General features: G+C 44.0%; 15 protein-coding genes. 3 read left to right on the top strand and 12 right to left on the bottom strand.

Annotation, left to right across the window (positions count from 1 at the left end):
* Positions 1-27: 27 nt before the first annotated feature.
* The 4 genes from IDJ77_RS00270 to IDJ77_RS00255 are packed head-to-tail and all read right to left on the bottom strand — an operon-like array spanning position 28 to position 4324.
* Complete coding sequence (locus tag IDJ77_RS00270) at positions 28-2175, bottom strand: exopolysaccharide transport family protein (RefSeq protein ID WP_191186920.1); 2148 nt, start codon at positions 2173-2175, stop codon at positions 28-30.
* Positions 2176-2178: 3 nt separating this feature from the next.
* A complete protein-coding gene (locus IDJ77_RS00265; protein WP_191186919.1) occupies positions 2179-2859 on the bottom strand; it encodes a TolC family protein in 681 nt (226 codons plus the stop codon).
* A 3-nt stretch (positions 2860-2862) separates the two neighbouring features.
* Entirely contained in the window at positions 2863-3957 is a 1095-nt protein-coding gene (locus IDJ77_RS00260; RefSeq protein WP_191186918.1) for a sugar transferase, read from the bottom strand.
* Entirely contained in the window at positions 3935-4324 is a 390-nt protein-coding gene (locus IDJ77_RS00255; protein ID WP_191186917.1) for a response regulator, read from the bottom strand. The genes IDJ77_RS00260 and IDJ77_RS00255 overlap by 23 nt, the downstream gene beginning before the upstream one ends.
* 280 nt (positions 4325-4604) lie before the next feature.
* Here IDJ77_RS00255 and IDJ77_RS00250 point away from each other — a divergent pair, with 280 nt between their 5' ends.
* Positions 4605-6116, top strand: a complete 1512-nt coding sequence (locus IDJ77_RS00250) for a gluconokinase (protein ID WP_191186916.1) — start codon at positions 4605-4607, stop codon at positions 6114-6116.
* Here IDJ77_RS00250 and IDJ77_RS00245 read toward each other — a convergent pair.
* From IDJ77_RS00245 to IDJ77_RS00230, 4 genes are all read right to left on the bottom strand, one after another.
* Positions 6111-6515, bottom strand: a complete 405-nt coding sequence (locus IDJ77_RS00245; protein WP_191186915.1) for a hypothetical protein — start codon at positions 6513-6515, stop codon at positions 6111-6113. The genes IDJ77_RS00250 and IDJ77_RS00245 overlap by 6 nt on opposite strands.
* 95 nt (positions 6516-6610) lie before the next feature.
* On the bottom strand, positions 6611-9013 hold the full coding sequence (gene topA, locus IDJ77_RS00240) for a type I DNA topoisomerase (RefSeq protein ID WP_191186914.1): 2403 nt from the start codon (positions 9011-9013) through the stop codon (positions 6611-6613).
* Between the two features lie 363 nt (positions 9014-9376).
* Complete coding sequence (mnmA, locus tag IDJ77_RS00235) at positions 9377-10465, bottom strand: tRNA 2-thiouridine(34) synthase MnmA (RefSeq protein WP_191186913.1); 1089 nt, start codon at positions 10463-10465, stop codon at positions 9377-9379.
* Between the two features lie 164 nt (positions 10466-10629).
* A complete protein-coding gene (locus IDJ77_RS00230) occupies positions 10630-11007 on the bottom strand; it encodes a winged helix-turn-helix transcriptional regulator (protein WP_191186912.1) in 378 nt (125 codons plus the stop codon).
* A gap of 108 nt (positions 11008-11115) precedes the next feature.
* Between IDJ77_RS00230 and IDJ77_RS00225 the strand changes: the two genes are divergently transcribed.
* Positions 11116-11712, top strand: a complete 597-nt coding sequence (locus tag IDJ77_RS00225; RefSeq protein WP_191186911.1) for an FMN-dependent NADH-azoreductase — start codon at positions 11116-11118, stop codon at positions 11710-11712.
* A gap of 165 nt (positions 11713-11877) precedes the next feature.
* Here IDJ77_RS00225 and IDJ77_RS00220 read toward each other — a convergent pair whose 3' ends face one another.
* A complete protein-coding gene (locus tag IDJ77_RS00220; RefSeq protein WP_191186910.1) occupies positions 11878-12552 on the bottom strand; it encodes a TIGR02117 family protein in 675 nt (224 codons plus the stop codon).
* Between the two features lie 110 nt (positions 12553-12662).
* Between IDJ77_RS00220 and IDJ77_RS00215 the strand changes: the two genes are divergently transcribed.
* Positions 12663-13091, top strand: coding sequence for a DUF5990 family protein (locus IDJ77_RS00215; RefSeq protein WP_191186909.1), 429 nt, complete (start codon positions 12663-12665; stop codon positions 13089-13091).
* Here IDJ77_RS00215 and IDJ77_RS00210 read toward each other — a convergent pair.
* From IDJ77_RS00210 to IDJ77_RS27970, 3 genes are read right to left on the bottom strand one after another with little or no spacing between them, the layout of a single operon-like run.
* A complete protein-coding gene (locus tag IDJ77_RS00210) occupies positions 13054-14205 on the bottom strand; it encodes an ImmA/IrrE family metallo-endopeptidase (RefSeq protein WP_191186908.1) in 1152 nt (383 codons plus the stop codon). The genes IDJ77_RS00215 and IDJ77_RS00210 overlap by 38 nt on opposite strands.
* The gene (locus tag IDJ77_RS00205; protein WP_191186907.1) at positions 14196-14504 is read right to left on the bottom strand and encodes a hypothetical protein; all 309 of its coding nucleotides are present in this window, start codon (positions 14502-14504) and stop codon (positions 14196-14198) included. Before IDJ77_RS00205 ends, IDJ77_RS00210 begins: the two co-directional genes overlap by 10 nt.
* The gene (locus IDJ77_RS27970; RefSeq protein WP_191186906.1) at positions 14497-14727 is read right to left on the bottom strand and encodes a colicin E3/pyocin S6 family cytotoxin; all 231 of its coding nucleotides are present in this window, start codon (positions 14725-14727) and stop codon (positions 14497-14499) included. Before IDJ77_RS27970 ends, IDJ77_RS00205 begins: the two co-directional genes overlap by 8 nt.
* Positions 14728-14750: the final 23 nt, after the last annotated feature.

Below are 14750 nucleotides of genomic sequence, written 5' to 3'. Positions count from 1 at the left end.
AATAAAAAGCAATTAGGCAAAAATCGCCTAACCTTCTGGTATGCTGGCTTTGTTTAATATCCAGCCGGCAAATTTTTCATTAAGGTTGCGCAAATAATTTAAATCATTTCTTTGCGATTTTTTTACGCCTTTATTGGCTTCAAAAACAGCTATGGTTTTATTGGCAAACAAGATCCATTCCTTTGATTTATTTAAGCTTGAAAGGGCAGGGGTTTCAATAATAATAATGTCGTATTTGGTTTTCAGCTCGTTAAAACGGCTGCGGATAAATTTCTCGTCGCTTACTTCAAGCAGGGTTACATCCCCGCCGTGGTTGCCCAAAACAGTTGTGGCGCCCGAAAAAGCCTCATAATTATCCGGATTGTTCTTAAAATAATCCTCAATATAAAGGCGTGGCTGCGTGGTGTTGGTGATGGTTGGGTTGCCAAAGTTGCCGTCAATAAGCAGCACTTTTTTATTGATCATGGCGTACGAATAGGCCAGGCTTATAGCCAGTACTGTTTTACCCTCGTGGTGCGCGAGGCTGGTAATGGCCAGCACTTTCTCGCCCTTTAGTTCCTGGTCAACCTCAAACCTTATCGATCTGATGAGCTCTTTAAAGTGCTTCATCTTTTCGCGGTGTTCCACATCCCATAGCTTTTTAAGGTCGAGCGTGCCACCCGTTACCGCGTTTAGGTATCCAAGCGAAGGCAGGTTAGTTTGGTTTACCAGTTCGGCAGGCTGTTTAACGGTATCATCAAAAAAGTAAATAACAAATAACGTGATAATGCAAAACGCAAAGGCCGCAAAACCGCTGAGTATGATCAGCAGCATTTTCTTGGATGGCTCGGCTGCATCCGGGGTAGCGTAATCAACCTGCCTGAGTTTTATCGAGAAGGTGGACTTCAGGTTGGTTTCGTTGTACTTATTCAACACATCCAGGTATTCTTTACTGGCTATATCCAGTTCAAAATTGTAGGTTTTAACGGTTGCATCAAACGGTACCAGGCGGTTAAACTTGGCGTTGAGTTGGTTTAAAGCCGAATTGATGGCCACAATACTGTATTTAGCCAGGTCGCGCGATACCTCGAGCGTTAATTTCTGGGTAACCAATGCATCCTTGCCCGTAAGCGGGTTGGTGATGTATTTATCAGACGTGAGGTTTATCTGTTGAGTTAACTGCTTGGTCAGCGAGTCTATCTGTGCCTTGTACTGGGGCGCAAAATTGCTGCGTACGTATTTATCGGTAAGCAGGTGCAGTTGCTCCTGTGTGCCCACTACGGCTGTATTATACTTATTTAAAGTAGCCTCGATGTAATTGCGATCTTTTGGGTCGAATTTATTATCGATATTATTTAACGCGCCGTTGTAAGAAGCCACATCTTTTTCGGCTTGCTGCTTACGGTCGTTATAAATCATTATCTGGTCGAATATGCCCTTTGATTGCTCTTCCAGGTTTAATACCCCGTTGGCAATTTTGTATTGCTGCAATTGGGCTGTTTTACGGTTCAGCGCTTCGCGTTTTTCATCCATCAGGTTCGCCAGGAAGGTAACCGCGTCGGTTTCGTTTTGCTTGATGGTATGAGTATAATAGTTGATAAATTCGCGACACAGCACATTTACCACAAATGCAGATAGCTGAGGATTTGGCGACTCACAACTTACCGAGATAAAATCACTATCCTCATCACGTACGATCAGCAGGTCTTCGCGCAGGCTCCGCTCATCGTACTTCATGGAGCGCATTAACTCGTTCAGTCCATTTTCATCCTTGTTATAATAGTCCAAAGGCTCCATGCGCTGAAACTTGCCCTTAAATAATTCAATGGCATGTTTCTTTGCGCCGGCATTCATGCTGAGGAACAGTTTGCTGTAGGGCTTAAATGGAGTAGGGCTGGTAAGATCGTGCAGTATTAGCTGGTATGATACCTGGTTAATGAGCTTTTTCAGCTTCATTATCTCAATCAGGTTGCTAAAGCTTTGGTTTATTTGCTGCGCCTGGGCAGCGCTGTTGCTCTCTTTATCAAGCAAATGCCGCGATTCGTCAATTATACCCGTTGCTATCTGCGATTTTGAAACATATTTATCAGCCAGATTTTTTACAAGGAAATAGGAGATGATGATAGTAACCAGCGGAATAATGATCAGCAGATTTTTATGTTTCCATAAAACTTTCAAAAAACTTACAAGCTCCATTTTTTATTTAACCTCTTCTAATTTAACGCCCAAAACCTCCTCAAGGTTGGTTTTTGCTGTTAACATCGCCAACTCGGCCGTTACTTTAAACCCACCCTGCTGATAAAGGCTTGTTAGTGCCTCGTTATAAATCTGAAACGTTGTTTCGCCTTTTTGAAACGAATACTTTAGCTGTTTAACTGCAGTTTGGCCATCAATGATAGCGCCGGAGCGTAAACGCAGGTCGGCCTGCGCGGCCAGGTATTGAAAATATAAACGTTTTACATTGGCTTCGATACTTAGGTTGTATTCCTGCTGCTGAAACTCGGCTATTCTAACGCTTTCCTTTGCACCGCGCGAGGCAAAGGGCTTTGCCAGAAACTGGCCCAGATTTACAGAAATGCTTAACTGATACCCATTAAAAATAGTAGGCTGTATTAAGTTAAGCGAGCTTTTTGGGCTGTAGATGTAAGATGCAGTAAAAGCATCCAGCCACGATACATTTGCCTGGTGGTATGCAGCTTTTGCAAGGTTAACCTGCGCCTGGCGTAGTTTTATCTCGGGGTAGTTCTTTTTTGCTGTGGCAATAAGTTTTTCTAAGAAGGGGTAGGATATATCCGGTATCAATGATTCTTGAGCGCGCAAACTATTGGTAAGCAGAAAGCTAACCAGTAAAAGGCCCAACAGTTTAAACTTGATATTCATAAATTAAACTTTCTCTTTTTGAAATAAAGCAGGAACGGTGCCTATTATAATTTTAACATCCAGCCAAAAGGAGTACTTCTGCGCGTAAAAGTTGTCTAATTTTTTTCTTTCCCGTTCGCTCATGTCTTCTTTGCCGCGTTTGCTTATTTGCCACAAACCGGTTAGGCCGGCAGGGCCCAAAAAGCGCATCGACCACTCGTTGGAAGTAAGCATCTCGGCTTCGTAAACAGGTAAGGGCCTGTTGCCGACTACAGACATATCGCCTCTTAAAATATTAAACAGCTGCGGTAACTCATCCAGGCTGCTGTTACGTAAAAAATTACCGAGCTTGGTAACACGCGGGTCGTTCTTTATTTTAACAAAGGCCGATTTGGTAGTACCCTCTTCCTCTGCGGCATATTGGTTGTTGGTAACGGCCATTTGCGCTAATAACTGGTCGGCATCGGTACGCATCGAACGGAATTTATAAAAATCAAATACCTTATAGCCGGTACCTACGCGCTTGCTCTTATAAAATATAGGCCCCTTCGAATCAAACTTAATGGCTATGGCAACCACCAGCATTACCGGTGAAAGACAGATAAGCATCATACCGGCGATGAAAAGATCCAGAAAACGCTTGCCCGGCGGCATTTTATAAGTGGTATCAACCTCTTTAGAAAGTTCCAGCAGGCGTGGTTTTATCAGTTTAAACCTTACTAAAAAGTTAAGGCGCTCGCGCAGGTCGGATGTGGAAAACGGGTAAGTATAAAAATCATGAAGCTTTAGCTTCATGGCTGTTTTAACCAGGTTTTTATCATTGCGCGTAGATAGCATTACAATGATAAGCCCGTTCATTAAAAAGTTTTGGCGTAATTTTCCTACCAGCTCAAAGCATTTTTCCTCTTTATCAACTTCTACCAAAATAATATCCGGGATAGTTAGGATAGATTGGTTACCGAGGTAGTTTTCCAGGTCGTTAAGGGTATCATTAAAGGCGATCCGGAAGTTGTCGCCCAGATCATTGGCGATCAGATCCTTAAGTTCAAGTCCTGAATATGCGATCCTGATTTGGGAGCCCGAATTTTCGTTCCAATCAGTTGCTGTCTGATGCGTCATAAACTAATAGGGCTTGGTTAATGGCTGATTTTAAGGTTGTTGGATTGAAGGGCTTGTGGATGTATGCCTCCACTTTAAACGGCATGTTGGCTACTTGCTCTTCCAGATCGTATGCTGCCGATAACATGATAACAGGTATATTGCGGTAAAAGCCGCTTATTTTTACATTTTTAATAAACGATTGACCATCAAAATAAGGCATTTGCAGGTCGGAGATGATCAATTTAGGTAAATTTCCGTCTTCCAGCCAGCTAAAGGCCTCAATACCATTGTTTTTAACAACGATCTCATAGTCTTTACTTAATATAAAGCTGAGTAGTTTTAATATACTCAAATCGTCATCAACAATTAGTAGTGTTTTCTTCATGCCGATATATCGTTGTTTATGCTATAAATATGGTGCTTTTAAATCAAAAAACGCTAAAAAAATTATCTTAATAATGAACTTTAAGTATTAAATTCATTATCAAATATTTATAAACAACCGGTAGTTGTGACTGCCGAACCTGATGATTTTATTAAAAGTAGAGTAAATTATTCATTACTGAATTTTATTTCAACCGTTAAACTTCAAAATGTTGACAAATAATACCGATGTTAATTACTTAATGCAATAACTTAGCCAGTATTCACACGCAGCCGGTTTTATGCCATTACCATATACGCTAAACTACTTTATAGGGATTGATCTAGGTACAGGAAGTACAAAAGCCGTAGCCGTTGATGAGGCTGGAAATACGCTTTGCACTGCGCAATACCACTACAAAACGCAAAGCCCGCAGCCTGGTTTTAGCGAACAGGATGCCGATTTGATATGGAATGCCTTTAAAAAATGCGTAAATGATATTACCGGCTGCTTTGACCGTGCCCCACTGGCAATAAGCTTTAGCTCTGCCATGCACAGCATTATGCCTGTGAATGAACAAGGAGTCGCTTTATCCAATGCTATGCTTTGGGCCGATTCGAGAAGTGGGGATATTGCCCGGGCGTTACGTGCTTCCGCCGAAGGCGAGCATATTTACCACAATACGGGGACTGCTGTCTACGCTATGTCGCCCCTGTGCAAAATTATCTGGCTACGGCAAAATGCCCCTGCGTTGTTTCAAAGCGCGTATAAATTTATTTCAATTAAAGAATACGTATGGTATAAACTATTCGGCGTGTTTGAGGTTGACCATTCCATAGCCTCTGCTACCGGGTTGTTTGATATTTTGCAATTGGAATGGTTCGATGGCTCGTTAAGCTTAGCCGGTATAACCCCCGGAAAATTATCCAGCCCTGTAAATACCGGCCATACCCGTTTCATTGAAAATGAAAACTCTTTATTGCCCGGCGTTACAGCGCAAACCGCCTTTGTGATCGGCGCAAGTGATGGCTGCTGCGCAAACCTTGGCGGCAACGCTATCCGCCCGGGTATAGCTGCGCTTACCATTGGCACCAGCGGAGCCGTTAGGGTCGGGAGCAAGCAACCTGCTTATAATTATCGCGCCATGACGTTTAATTACAGGCTAAACCGCGATACCTTCATCTGTGGAGGCGCGGTAAACAACGGAGGTGCGGCGGCAGATTGGCTTATTAAAGACTTTTTAAAACTCAATATCGATAGTGAAAGTTACGGGGCTGTGTTCCGCCAGATAGATACCGTTAGTGCAGGAAGTGATGGCTTGATATTTTTACCCTATTTGTATGCCGAACGCGCCCCGGTTTGGGATGCCAAAAGTTCGGGTGCTTTTTTAGGGATCACGTTTAAACACCAGCAGCAGCATTTTTTAAGGGCCGCGCTTGAAGGGATCTGCTTTGCACTTTACAACGTGCTTAATGCCGTTGAAGAATCATCCGCTGTGCCTGTTGAAGAAATTGTTGTGAGCGGAGGGTTTATATCATCGCCTGTTTGGGTACAGATGCTGGCTGATATTACCGGCAAGAGGCTGGTTTTATTACAGGGAGGCGATTCATCGGCCATGGGGGCCATTTATTTGGCGATGGAAACTTTAGGGATGAACGTACAGGAAATGTTAGACAGGGAAACTGCAAAAAGTACCGTTGTGCAGCCTGATACAGTACGCCATCAAACTTATAGCCGCATATTTCCTATCTACAAAAAGCTTTATACCGATCTGCAGGAAAGTATGCACCAGATGCATGCGCTTAACTTATAATATCATTACCCCGGGCTTGTTCACTACCGGGAGTTTGATAAAGTTGCCATCTACTATACTTTCGGGCAAAAAGATGAATTTTTTATCGAAGATGTCCTTACCGATATAATAGCTGAGCCAGTATTCGTTATTCAACCCAAACGTAGCTTCATCTATCGGCTCTATCAGCTTAAACGATTTTGGAGGGATTACCGGGAACGCATGCCGCAATACTGAAGTTTTTACCTGCTCGCCGTCCTTTTCTCCGTAGCCTTTTGAGGTGATGAGCACAGTTTCCAGCGGCACATCCTTCAGGTTGATGAGGTAAACATACCATATTTTGCTTTCTACGGTCTCGCTTTCTAAAGCAACCGCAACGGCTATGTCTTTTACAACATTAGGGTGGAGGTCTTTTATCATTGTTTTTTGTTGTAAAGTTGGAACGTTGTAAGGTTGAAATGTTGCTTTTCGTTATATAACCTTTCAACTTTCCAACCCTAAAACCTTTCAACAAATTACTTCTTCTTCGCCACGGCTTTCTTTTTCGCCGGTGCTTTCTTAGCAGGCGCAGCAGCTTTTGCCGGTGCCGATTTGCCAAAACGACCTTTTTTAGCATCCTTTGGCATGGCATCAGCCAGGGCCTTGCATTGCTCGTAAGTTAGCGTAAGCGGGTCGGTAATATCTTTTGGTATCTTAACGTTAAGCTTGCCAAATTCAATATAAGGCCCCCAGCGACCGTTTAAAACTTTTACGGTTTCGTCTTCGGGGAAACTCTTTATCAGGCGCTCGGCGTCTTTTTTACGCTTAGCTTCAATTAGCTCAATCGCCTGCTCCTCGGTAACATCCAGCGGGTCAATTTCTTTCGGTAACGATACAAAAGCGCTGTTGTGGCTAATGTACGGGCCAAAACGACCGATGGCCACTTTCATTATTTTGCCTTCGTATTCGCCAACTACCTTTGGCAGTTTAAAAAGTTCCAGCGCTTCTTCCAGCGAGATGGTCTCGATGCTTTGACCAGTACGGAGGCTTGCATACAATGGCTTTTCTTCGCCCTCTTCGGTAGCTGTTTCGCCAACCTGTACAAAAGGGCCGTAGCGGCCAATACGTACCGACATTTTTTTACCGCTCTCCGGGTGTACCCCCAGTTCGCGCTCGCCGGTAGCTTTATCGGCGGTTTCTATGGTGCTTTGTACGTCTTTATGGAACGGGTCGTAAAAGGTGCGGATCATTTTGGTCCAGTCCTGCAGGCCCTGGGCAATCTCGTCGAACTGTTTTTCAACGCTTGCGGTAAAGTTGAAATCAACAATGCCCTGGAAATGCTGCACCAAAAAGTCGTTAACCACGGCACCAATATCGGTTGGGAACAGCTTGCCGCGTTCGGCACCGGTGTTCTCGCTTTTTTCTTCTTTGGTAATGTTTTCGTTCTTCAAGGTCATTACCCTAAAGTTGCGCACACGGCCTTCACGCTCTTCCTTAACCACGTAACCGCGGTTTTGGATGGTAGAAATAGTAGGGGCGTAGGTAGACGGGCGACCGATACCCAACTCTTCCAGCTTCTTCACTAAACTTGCCTCAGTATAACGGGCAGGCGGGCGGCTGAAACGTTCGGTGGCGGTCATCTCCTGCAGATCTAAAAGCTGGCCTTTGGTTAATGGCGGGAGGATAGCGTTCTCGCCGTCGGCAGTTTGGTTATCTTCTTCATCGTCGTTACTTTCCAGGTATACTTTTAAAAAGCCGTCGAACTTCATTACCTCGCCGTTAGCGGTTAGGTCTTCTTTACGTGTTGATATACTGATCTTTGCAACGGTTTTCTCAAACTGTGCTTCACTCATTTGCGAAGCGATGGCACGTTTCCAGATCAGCTCATACAGGCGTTTCTCATTCGATTCGCCGTTGATGGTATGGTTATTAAAATACGTAGGGCGGATAGCTTCGTGAGCCTCCTGCGCGCTTGCATTCTTGGTTTTGTATTTGCGGCTTTGGTGATATTTATCGCCCCATGCCGATACGATCTCGCTTGCTGCTGCTGCAATAGCGGTGTCCGACAGATTCACGGAGTCGGTACGCATATAGGTGATATGCCCCGATTCGTACAGGCGCTGTGCTACCTGCATAGTACGCGCAACCGAATAGCCCAGCTTACGACTGGCTTCCTGCTGCAGGGTAGAGGTGGTGAACGGCGCAGCAGGCGAACGTTTGGTTGGCCGGGTATCAAGCGATTTTATCTCGAAGATAGCTTTTACGCAATCCTGTAAAAACTTCTCGGCATCGTCCTGTTTGGCAAAGCGCTCGGCAAGCTCGGCTTTAAAGGCATTTCTGCCTTTATCAAAAATGGCAACTATTTTAAATGCAGCATCCGATTTAAACTTGTTTACCTCGCGTTCTCTATCAACAATTAAACGTACGGCAACAGATTGTACACGCCCTGCAGAAAGGGATGGTTTTACCTTTTTCCACAACACGGGCGATAGTTCGAAACCCACCAGCCTGTCTAAAACGCGGCGGGCCTGCTGGGCGTTCACCAAATTATAGTCTATTTTACGCGGATTTTCGATAGCACGTAAAATAGCGGGTTTGGTTATCTCGTGGAAAACAATGCGTTTGGTAGTGGCATCCTTAAGGTTTAATGTATCAAATAAGTGCCAGGAAATAGCTTCCCCCTCACGGTCCTCATCGGACGCGAGCCACACCATATCTGCTTCTTTAGCTAATTTCTTTAATTCGCTCACTACCTGTTTCTTATCGGCAGGTACTTCGTATTTTTGTTCGAAGTTATTGTTGATATCAATGGCATCTTCAGACTTCACCAGGTCGCGGATATGGCCGTAACTGGATTTTACGGTAAAATCCTTTCCCAGGTATCCTTCGATGGTTTTGGCTTTCGCCGGTGATTCAACTATGAGTAAATTTTTAGCCATTTAATTAGGGTTGTTTTTGCAAAGAAAACATAAAATGCGGTAGAAACGCAAATTGTTTTTATAAGTGTGTTGTTGAATCTTAGATATTAAGATTATGTTTTGGATATTTTAGGCAGCGTAGCCAGCCTGATTTTGGATAGGAAGCCAAGTGCTTTTTTATATAATTGTTTGCTTTTTTTTAAGCGGGACAGGAAGTAATGCTTAAGTTAAAATAAGAAAGAGCACATCAATATTTAACTCATTTTGGGCGTTCCCTTCGGGCCGGGCTATGCGTTTCAACTCCTCATTCCGTCCCCACTGATAGAAGTGGGGACTTCATTCCGGGGTTTCCACTTCTATCCCTAACGCAAGCTGCAGCTCTTCCTATAACAAGAATCCGCCGCCTAATAGGTCGTTTCCTTCGTAAAAAACCGCCGACTGGCCCGGGGCAATGCCTGATACCATGTGATCGAACGATACTTTCATGTGGTCGCCTATCTGTACGATCTTGCTTTCGGTACCCGCGTCCTTATAACGGATCTTGGTAACGGCTTCAATAGGCTCTGGGATGCTTTCGTACTTCACCAGGTTAAGGTTGCGTACCCATGCTTCTTTCTTTTCAAGTTCTTCTATCGTGCCTAAAACTACGGTATTGGTGGTCGGCTCTATTTTGGTTACAAACATAGGTTTCCCCAAAGCAATGCCCAGGCCTTTACGCTGGCCAATAGTATAAAAAGGATAGCCCTGGTGTTTGCCTACAATAGTGCCGTCTGTCAGCACAAAATTGCCCGGGCCAACACGTTCGTCCAGGTCCTCCACTTTATGCCTTAAAAACGAGCGATAGTCGTTATCGGGCACAAAACAGATCTCGTAGCTCTCGCTTTTGCCGGCAAGTTCCAATTGCCCCATGTCAACGGCCATCTGGCGGATCTCGGGTTTAGAAAAACTACCTAAAGGAAATTGCGTACGTGCCAGGTTTTTTTGAGAAACGCCCCAAAGTACGTAACTCTGATCTTTATTTTCGTCTTTACCTTTTGATATCACGTAACGGCCGCTATCCTGCTGGCGGATGTTGGCGTAGTGCCCGGTGGCGATGAATTCGCAATCGAGTTTATCGGCACGCTTTAACAAGGCTTCCCATTTAATGTGGGTGTTGCACAGCACGCAGGGGTTTGGGGTGCGGCCGGCCAGGTACTCGTCCACAAAGTTATCGATCACAAAATCGCCAAACTCGTTGCGGATATCCAGTATATAATGGGGGAAACCATAGCCAACAGCCAGGGCGCGTGCATCGTTAATGCTATCCAGGCTGCAGCAGCCTGTTTCTTTTGAACTACCGCCCGATGAAGCATAATCCCATGTTTTCATGGTAAGGCCTATTACTTCGTAGCCCTGTTCGTGCAGCATCACTGCCGCTACCGAACTATCGACCCCGCCGCTCATGGCCACTAATATTCTTCCGTGCTTGCTCATATTGGGCGCAAAGATAAGGGTTTACAGCAGATTATGGGTCAGGGGAGGGTAAAATGGTGAGTTGTAAATGGTAAATGGGGACAAAGAGTGGTGAACTCCGCGCTTACCACAATTATAGCCGCCTCGGCCCTCTAATTAACTAACCTCGAACTTCTGGTGAGCACTTAGGCCGTTACCGGCTCCTCCTTACGATGCTTCACTATGCGTTCGCGGTGTTGCTCGCCCCATTCTTTCAATGCTTCGATGATAGGGCTTACCGAGCTGCTGTAGGGCGTCAGCTCGTAAATTACGGTTACAGGTACCGTGTGGTACACTTTGCGCACCACAAACTCGTTCAGCTCCAGTTCTCGCAGTTCTTTAGATAATACCTTGGGCGTAATATCCACCAGCTCTTTCTGGATCTCGTTAAAGCGGCGGGGGCCTTCGCGCAGGGCTATGATGAGCGGCAGCTTCCATTTGCCATTTAAAACATACAACGCATCCTTAACCGAACTCATGGCCGATTTACATGCTTCTGTGCCGTTTCTTTTAGTTTGTTGCATACTACAAAGGTGCTAACTATCCCAAAGGATACCGCTATCCTTTGGGATAGTAGTATCTTTTTCATAGCTAATGTACATAGGTTTGCCTAACATTTAAAACATAAGCAAATGAAAATATTACATCTTATTTCGAGCCCCCGCGGCGCCGAATCCATCAGTACCAAACTGGGAAATGCCATAGCCGGGAAATTGCAGGCTGCCAACCCAGGCAATACTATCGTAACGCATAACCTGGCCACCACGCCTTTCCCACACCTCGAAGAAGTGCAAATTACCTCGTTTTTCACGCCGGCAGAAAAGCAAACGCCCGAGTTGGCCGAAGCCATCAAACATTCTGACGAGGCTATTGCCGAATTGATGGATGCCGATGCCATCGTTATCGATGCGCCGGTGTACAACTTCCAGATCCCATCTACCCTTAAAACATGGATAGACCATATCTGCCGCGCCAACAAAACTTTCAGTTATTCTGAAAACGGCCCGCAAGGACTGGTGAAAGGCAAAAAAGTTTACGTGGCCATATCTTCCGGCGGCATCTATTCAGATGGCCCGATGAAAGCGTTCGACTTTATTGAACCCTACCTTCGTGGCCTGCTGGGTTTCCTGGGCATGACAGACCTCACCGTTTACCGCGCCGAGGGCCTCAAAGTACCCGGTATAGGAGAGCACGCGCTCGAGAACGCGATCGATAGTATTGCGGTGTAAGTAAACTACACAAAGCAGAAAAACGTCATGTTGAACTTGTATCAACACCCCGCACGGCAGGTTACAAACTATGCAATCGCAAACTTTTATGATGGGGTGCTGAAAAGATTTCAGCATGACGTGTTTATTATTGGAAAATCCCCGGCGGTGTTGTCTCAACACCGCCTATTTATACTTATCAAATATCGGCGAATCCGCAGGCGTCCATAAACAGGCTTTTTGGCCGCAGCTTTTGAGTGCGTTGTTTGCCCATGTGTTACAGGTATAAAACAGGTTGTATTTGCGGTTGGCTTCGTAAAAAGCGTCGGCGGTGCCATAGTTGGCATTGGTTTTTATATTGATAAAATGCCCGGCGCTGTCGGTTTTAAAGCTTTTGGTGATGAAGGTGATGAGGCGGGCATATTGCTCTTTACTGATAGTGATCTTTTTACACGAGGAGCTTTCTTTCAGTTCTTTATGATAAGTGGCATGTATAGCCGAAGTGCTTAAAGCAAAGGCTGCTTTAAAAGCCACGCTGAATTTTAGCTCGGCCCAGGTTGGTGTGTTGAGATAGAAGCCTTTATCGCCCCAGCCCATGCCCACAAAGCTGGCTGCGGTATCTTTACCAACGGTGTTCTCAAATTTGAGTTCCTTGCTCCAATCCATCTGCTCGTTTTTTACGGGCACCACAATATCGGTATGCACGCCATTGGTTAAAATATAGATAGTTACGTCCTTGCTGGTTCCCGGTTCTGCCGAAACGGTAATTTTTGATAAGCCCCATGCAGCTAAAAGATATAAGGCCACAAAGGCTATAAAGCCTAATACTACGCGAAGGGTTATTTTCAGGAATTTTTTCATGACGAACTGTGATGCCAGGGTTAACGGTTGGCACAATATGCATAAATAATATTACAAGTTAATCCTATCTTTATGTTCCAATTTTAAACACCCGTTACCAAGTAATTAATATGGCCGCCAACGAAAACAGCATCACCCTGCATATCACCCTCGAAAAACCACCCCTGAACCTCACGTATTCCTTACAAAAAGGGTCGGGTTCGCATTACGAACCCGTGCAGGTGCAGCCATCCAAAGGAGATGACCTTCAGTTTAATTTAGCCGTTGAAATTAAAGGAACCCCCGAAACTCATGATATGCCCGATTTTCGCGGCCCGTTTGTACAGGGGCCTGTCGGTGGCAGGTTTATATATTTGGATATAGGCTCCTACGCAGGTGGCGGCGGCTGGAGTGGCCGACTTAAAATACCACTAACGGGGATAACATGGGCACAAGTGGCAACTGGAATGGAATTGCAAACTACGGTACCCGGCACTGGGAAAAATGGGCTGCCGAATTGTGCTACGGTGAAGCCGTTTGTTGGGTGGAGATTGAAATAAGCGACTTGAAAAAGTCCTCGGACCTTTTTCGTATAAATGGCAAAAAATCTTTATGAGTTATGAAATCTTTAAACTCAGGATTATTGAATCGTTGGATTACATCCTTCATAAATTCCTCAATATTTGGTTCAGAATTTTTCTTTCTATAATTGCCATTTACTCCAGACAATTTACCGTTGACAGTATCTTTAAAGCTCTTAACTCCCTGCGATGGAGAAATTTCAATCGAAATTTTTTCTAATATGCTTCGCCAATCTCTGTTATCAAATGGAACTACAAAATTAGTGTGGAGTACCCACCAATGGGTATTTATATTATTAAGTGTATATAAATAATAATTGCTGTAATATGGATAAGGGTCTTTTAAAAACTCGTGACCATCAAATTGGTGATAAGAATGTGCGTCGTGAGTACTTCCAGACCTTATTACAGTTCCTTCATCTTCCACACAAAACGAGATGCTTCCAGGTAAATTTAGCGTCATGTAGCTTGCTACTTTTACAGGATCTAATTTAGTTTTTTCGACAATTATTTTTTGTAGTACTGCCAAATTACTATTTTCTGTAAAAAGCTCTTGAACCCAATCCTTTGGCATTAAAATCGATTCAATTTCAAAAATAGCCGTGCTTAATCTGATACTAGCGGCTATATCAGAAACACCACATCTTTCACAGATTTGCGAAATCAAATAGTTACAATCGGAATTCTTTTTGTAGAGCGAATATATCCAATCGAATGGCATTAGTAACTCCGAAGCAAATCTATTGGCTTCTCTTTCTAATTCCCAATACTGATTATCAAGTTGATTTGGATTTTCGTCAATATCATCGACGAAATTTCCCAAATGCCAAGGGATGACGATGTGCCCCAGTTCATGTGCCAATGTGAATTTTTGCCTTCTTGTTGTAGAGTTTACATTAACAATGACTGAGGGAGTTTTATTCGGTGTTTTTAAATATAGGCAGATACCGTCTACACCTTCGACAGGAATTGAAATATATGTGATTTTGGCATATTGCTTTACTAACTCTTCTAAATCAAATGGTACGGAAAGAGAATGTTTTTTGATTATTCTTCGAGCCATTTTAACTTCCGGAGACAACACTAAACCCATAGCCCTTGGTTTTCAAGCCATTTTTGTACTTCTTTGGTTTTTTTCGGATCGTCTGAACGTGCTGCCATGCTCATTTGATCTTTTACGATAGATACTATGTTTTTACCAAATTTATGAGCGGTAATAATGCTAGCTAAGTAAGTTTCATCTTGAACAAATAAAGCGTACTCATTTTTTTTCATGCCAAGGTATTCATGTAACGTAATATTAAAATCGCCATCATGCCACGTGTCGATATAATCGTTAACGTCTGATGTCAATGCATCACCGTTAATACAATCTATAATAAAATTAGACATCTATTTTCCTCCCTTTTACTGCGTCTTTGATTAGTACCCCATATGCATTCAATACGCCCAAGTGTCGCCCTCTGTTGTTGTATATTTCAATTTCTCCGTGAAAAGAGTCCCATTCGTACAGTCTCGTGTTATCCTGGGATTTCCATCGCTTCCTTCCGTATCCGGCTCCGATAGGAATACATTCATCTAAAAAAGACGGTTTGGGAATAGGTTTACCTGCCACAGTACTATTTTTTAAAAATACAA

The sequence above is a fragment of the Mucilaginibacter pankratovii genome, assembly GCF_014773265.1.
GTDB lineage: Bacteria > Bacteroidota > Bacteroidia > Sphingobacteriales > Sphingobacteriaceae > Mucilaginibacter > Mucilaginibacter pankratovii.
The sequence above is the reverse complement of the archived record's forward strand: the minus strand, read 5'-3'. Positions and strand labels throughout refer to the sequence as shown.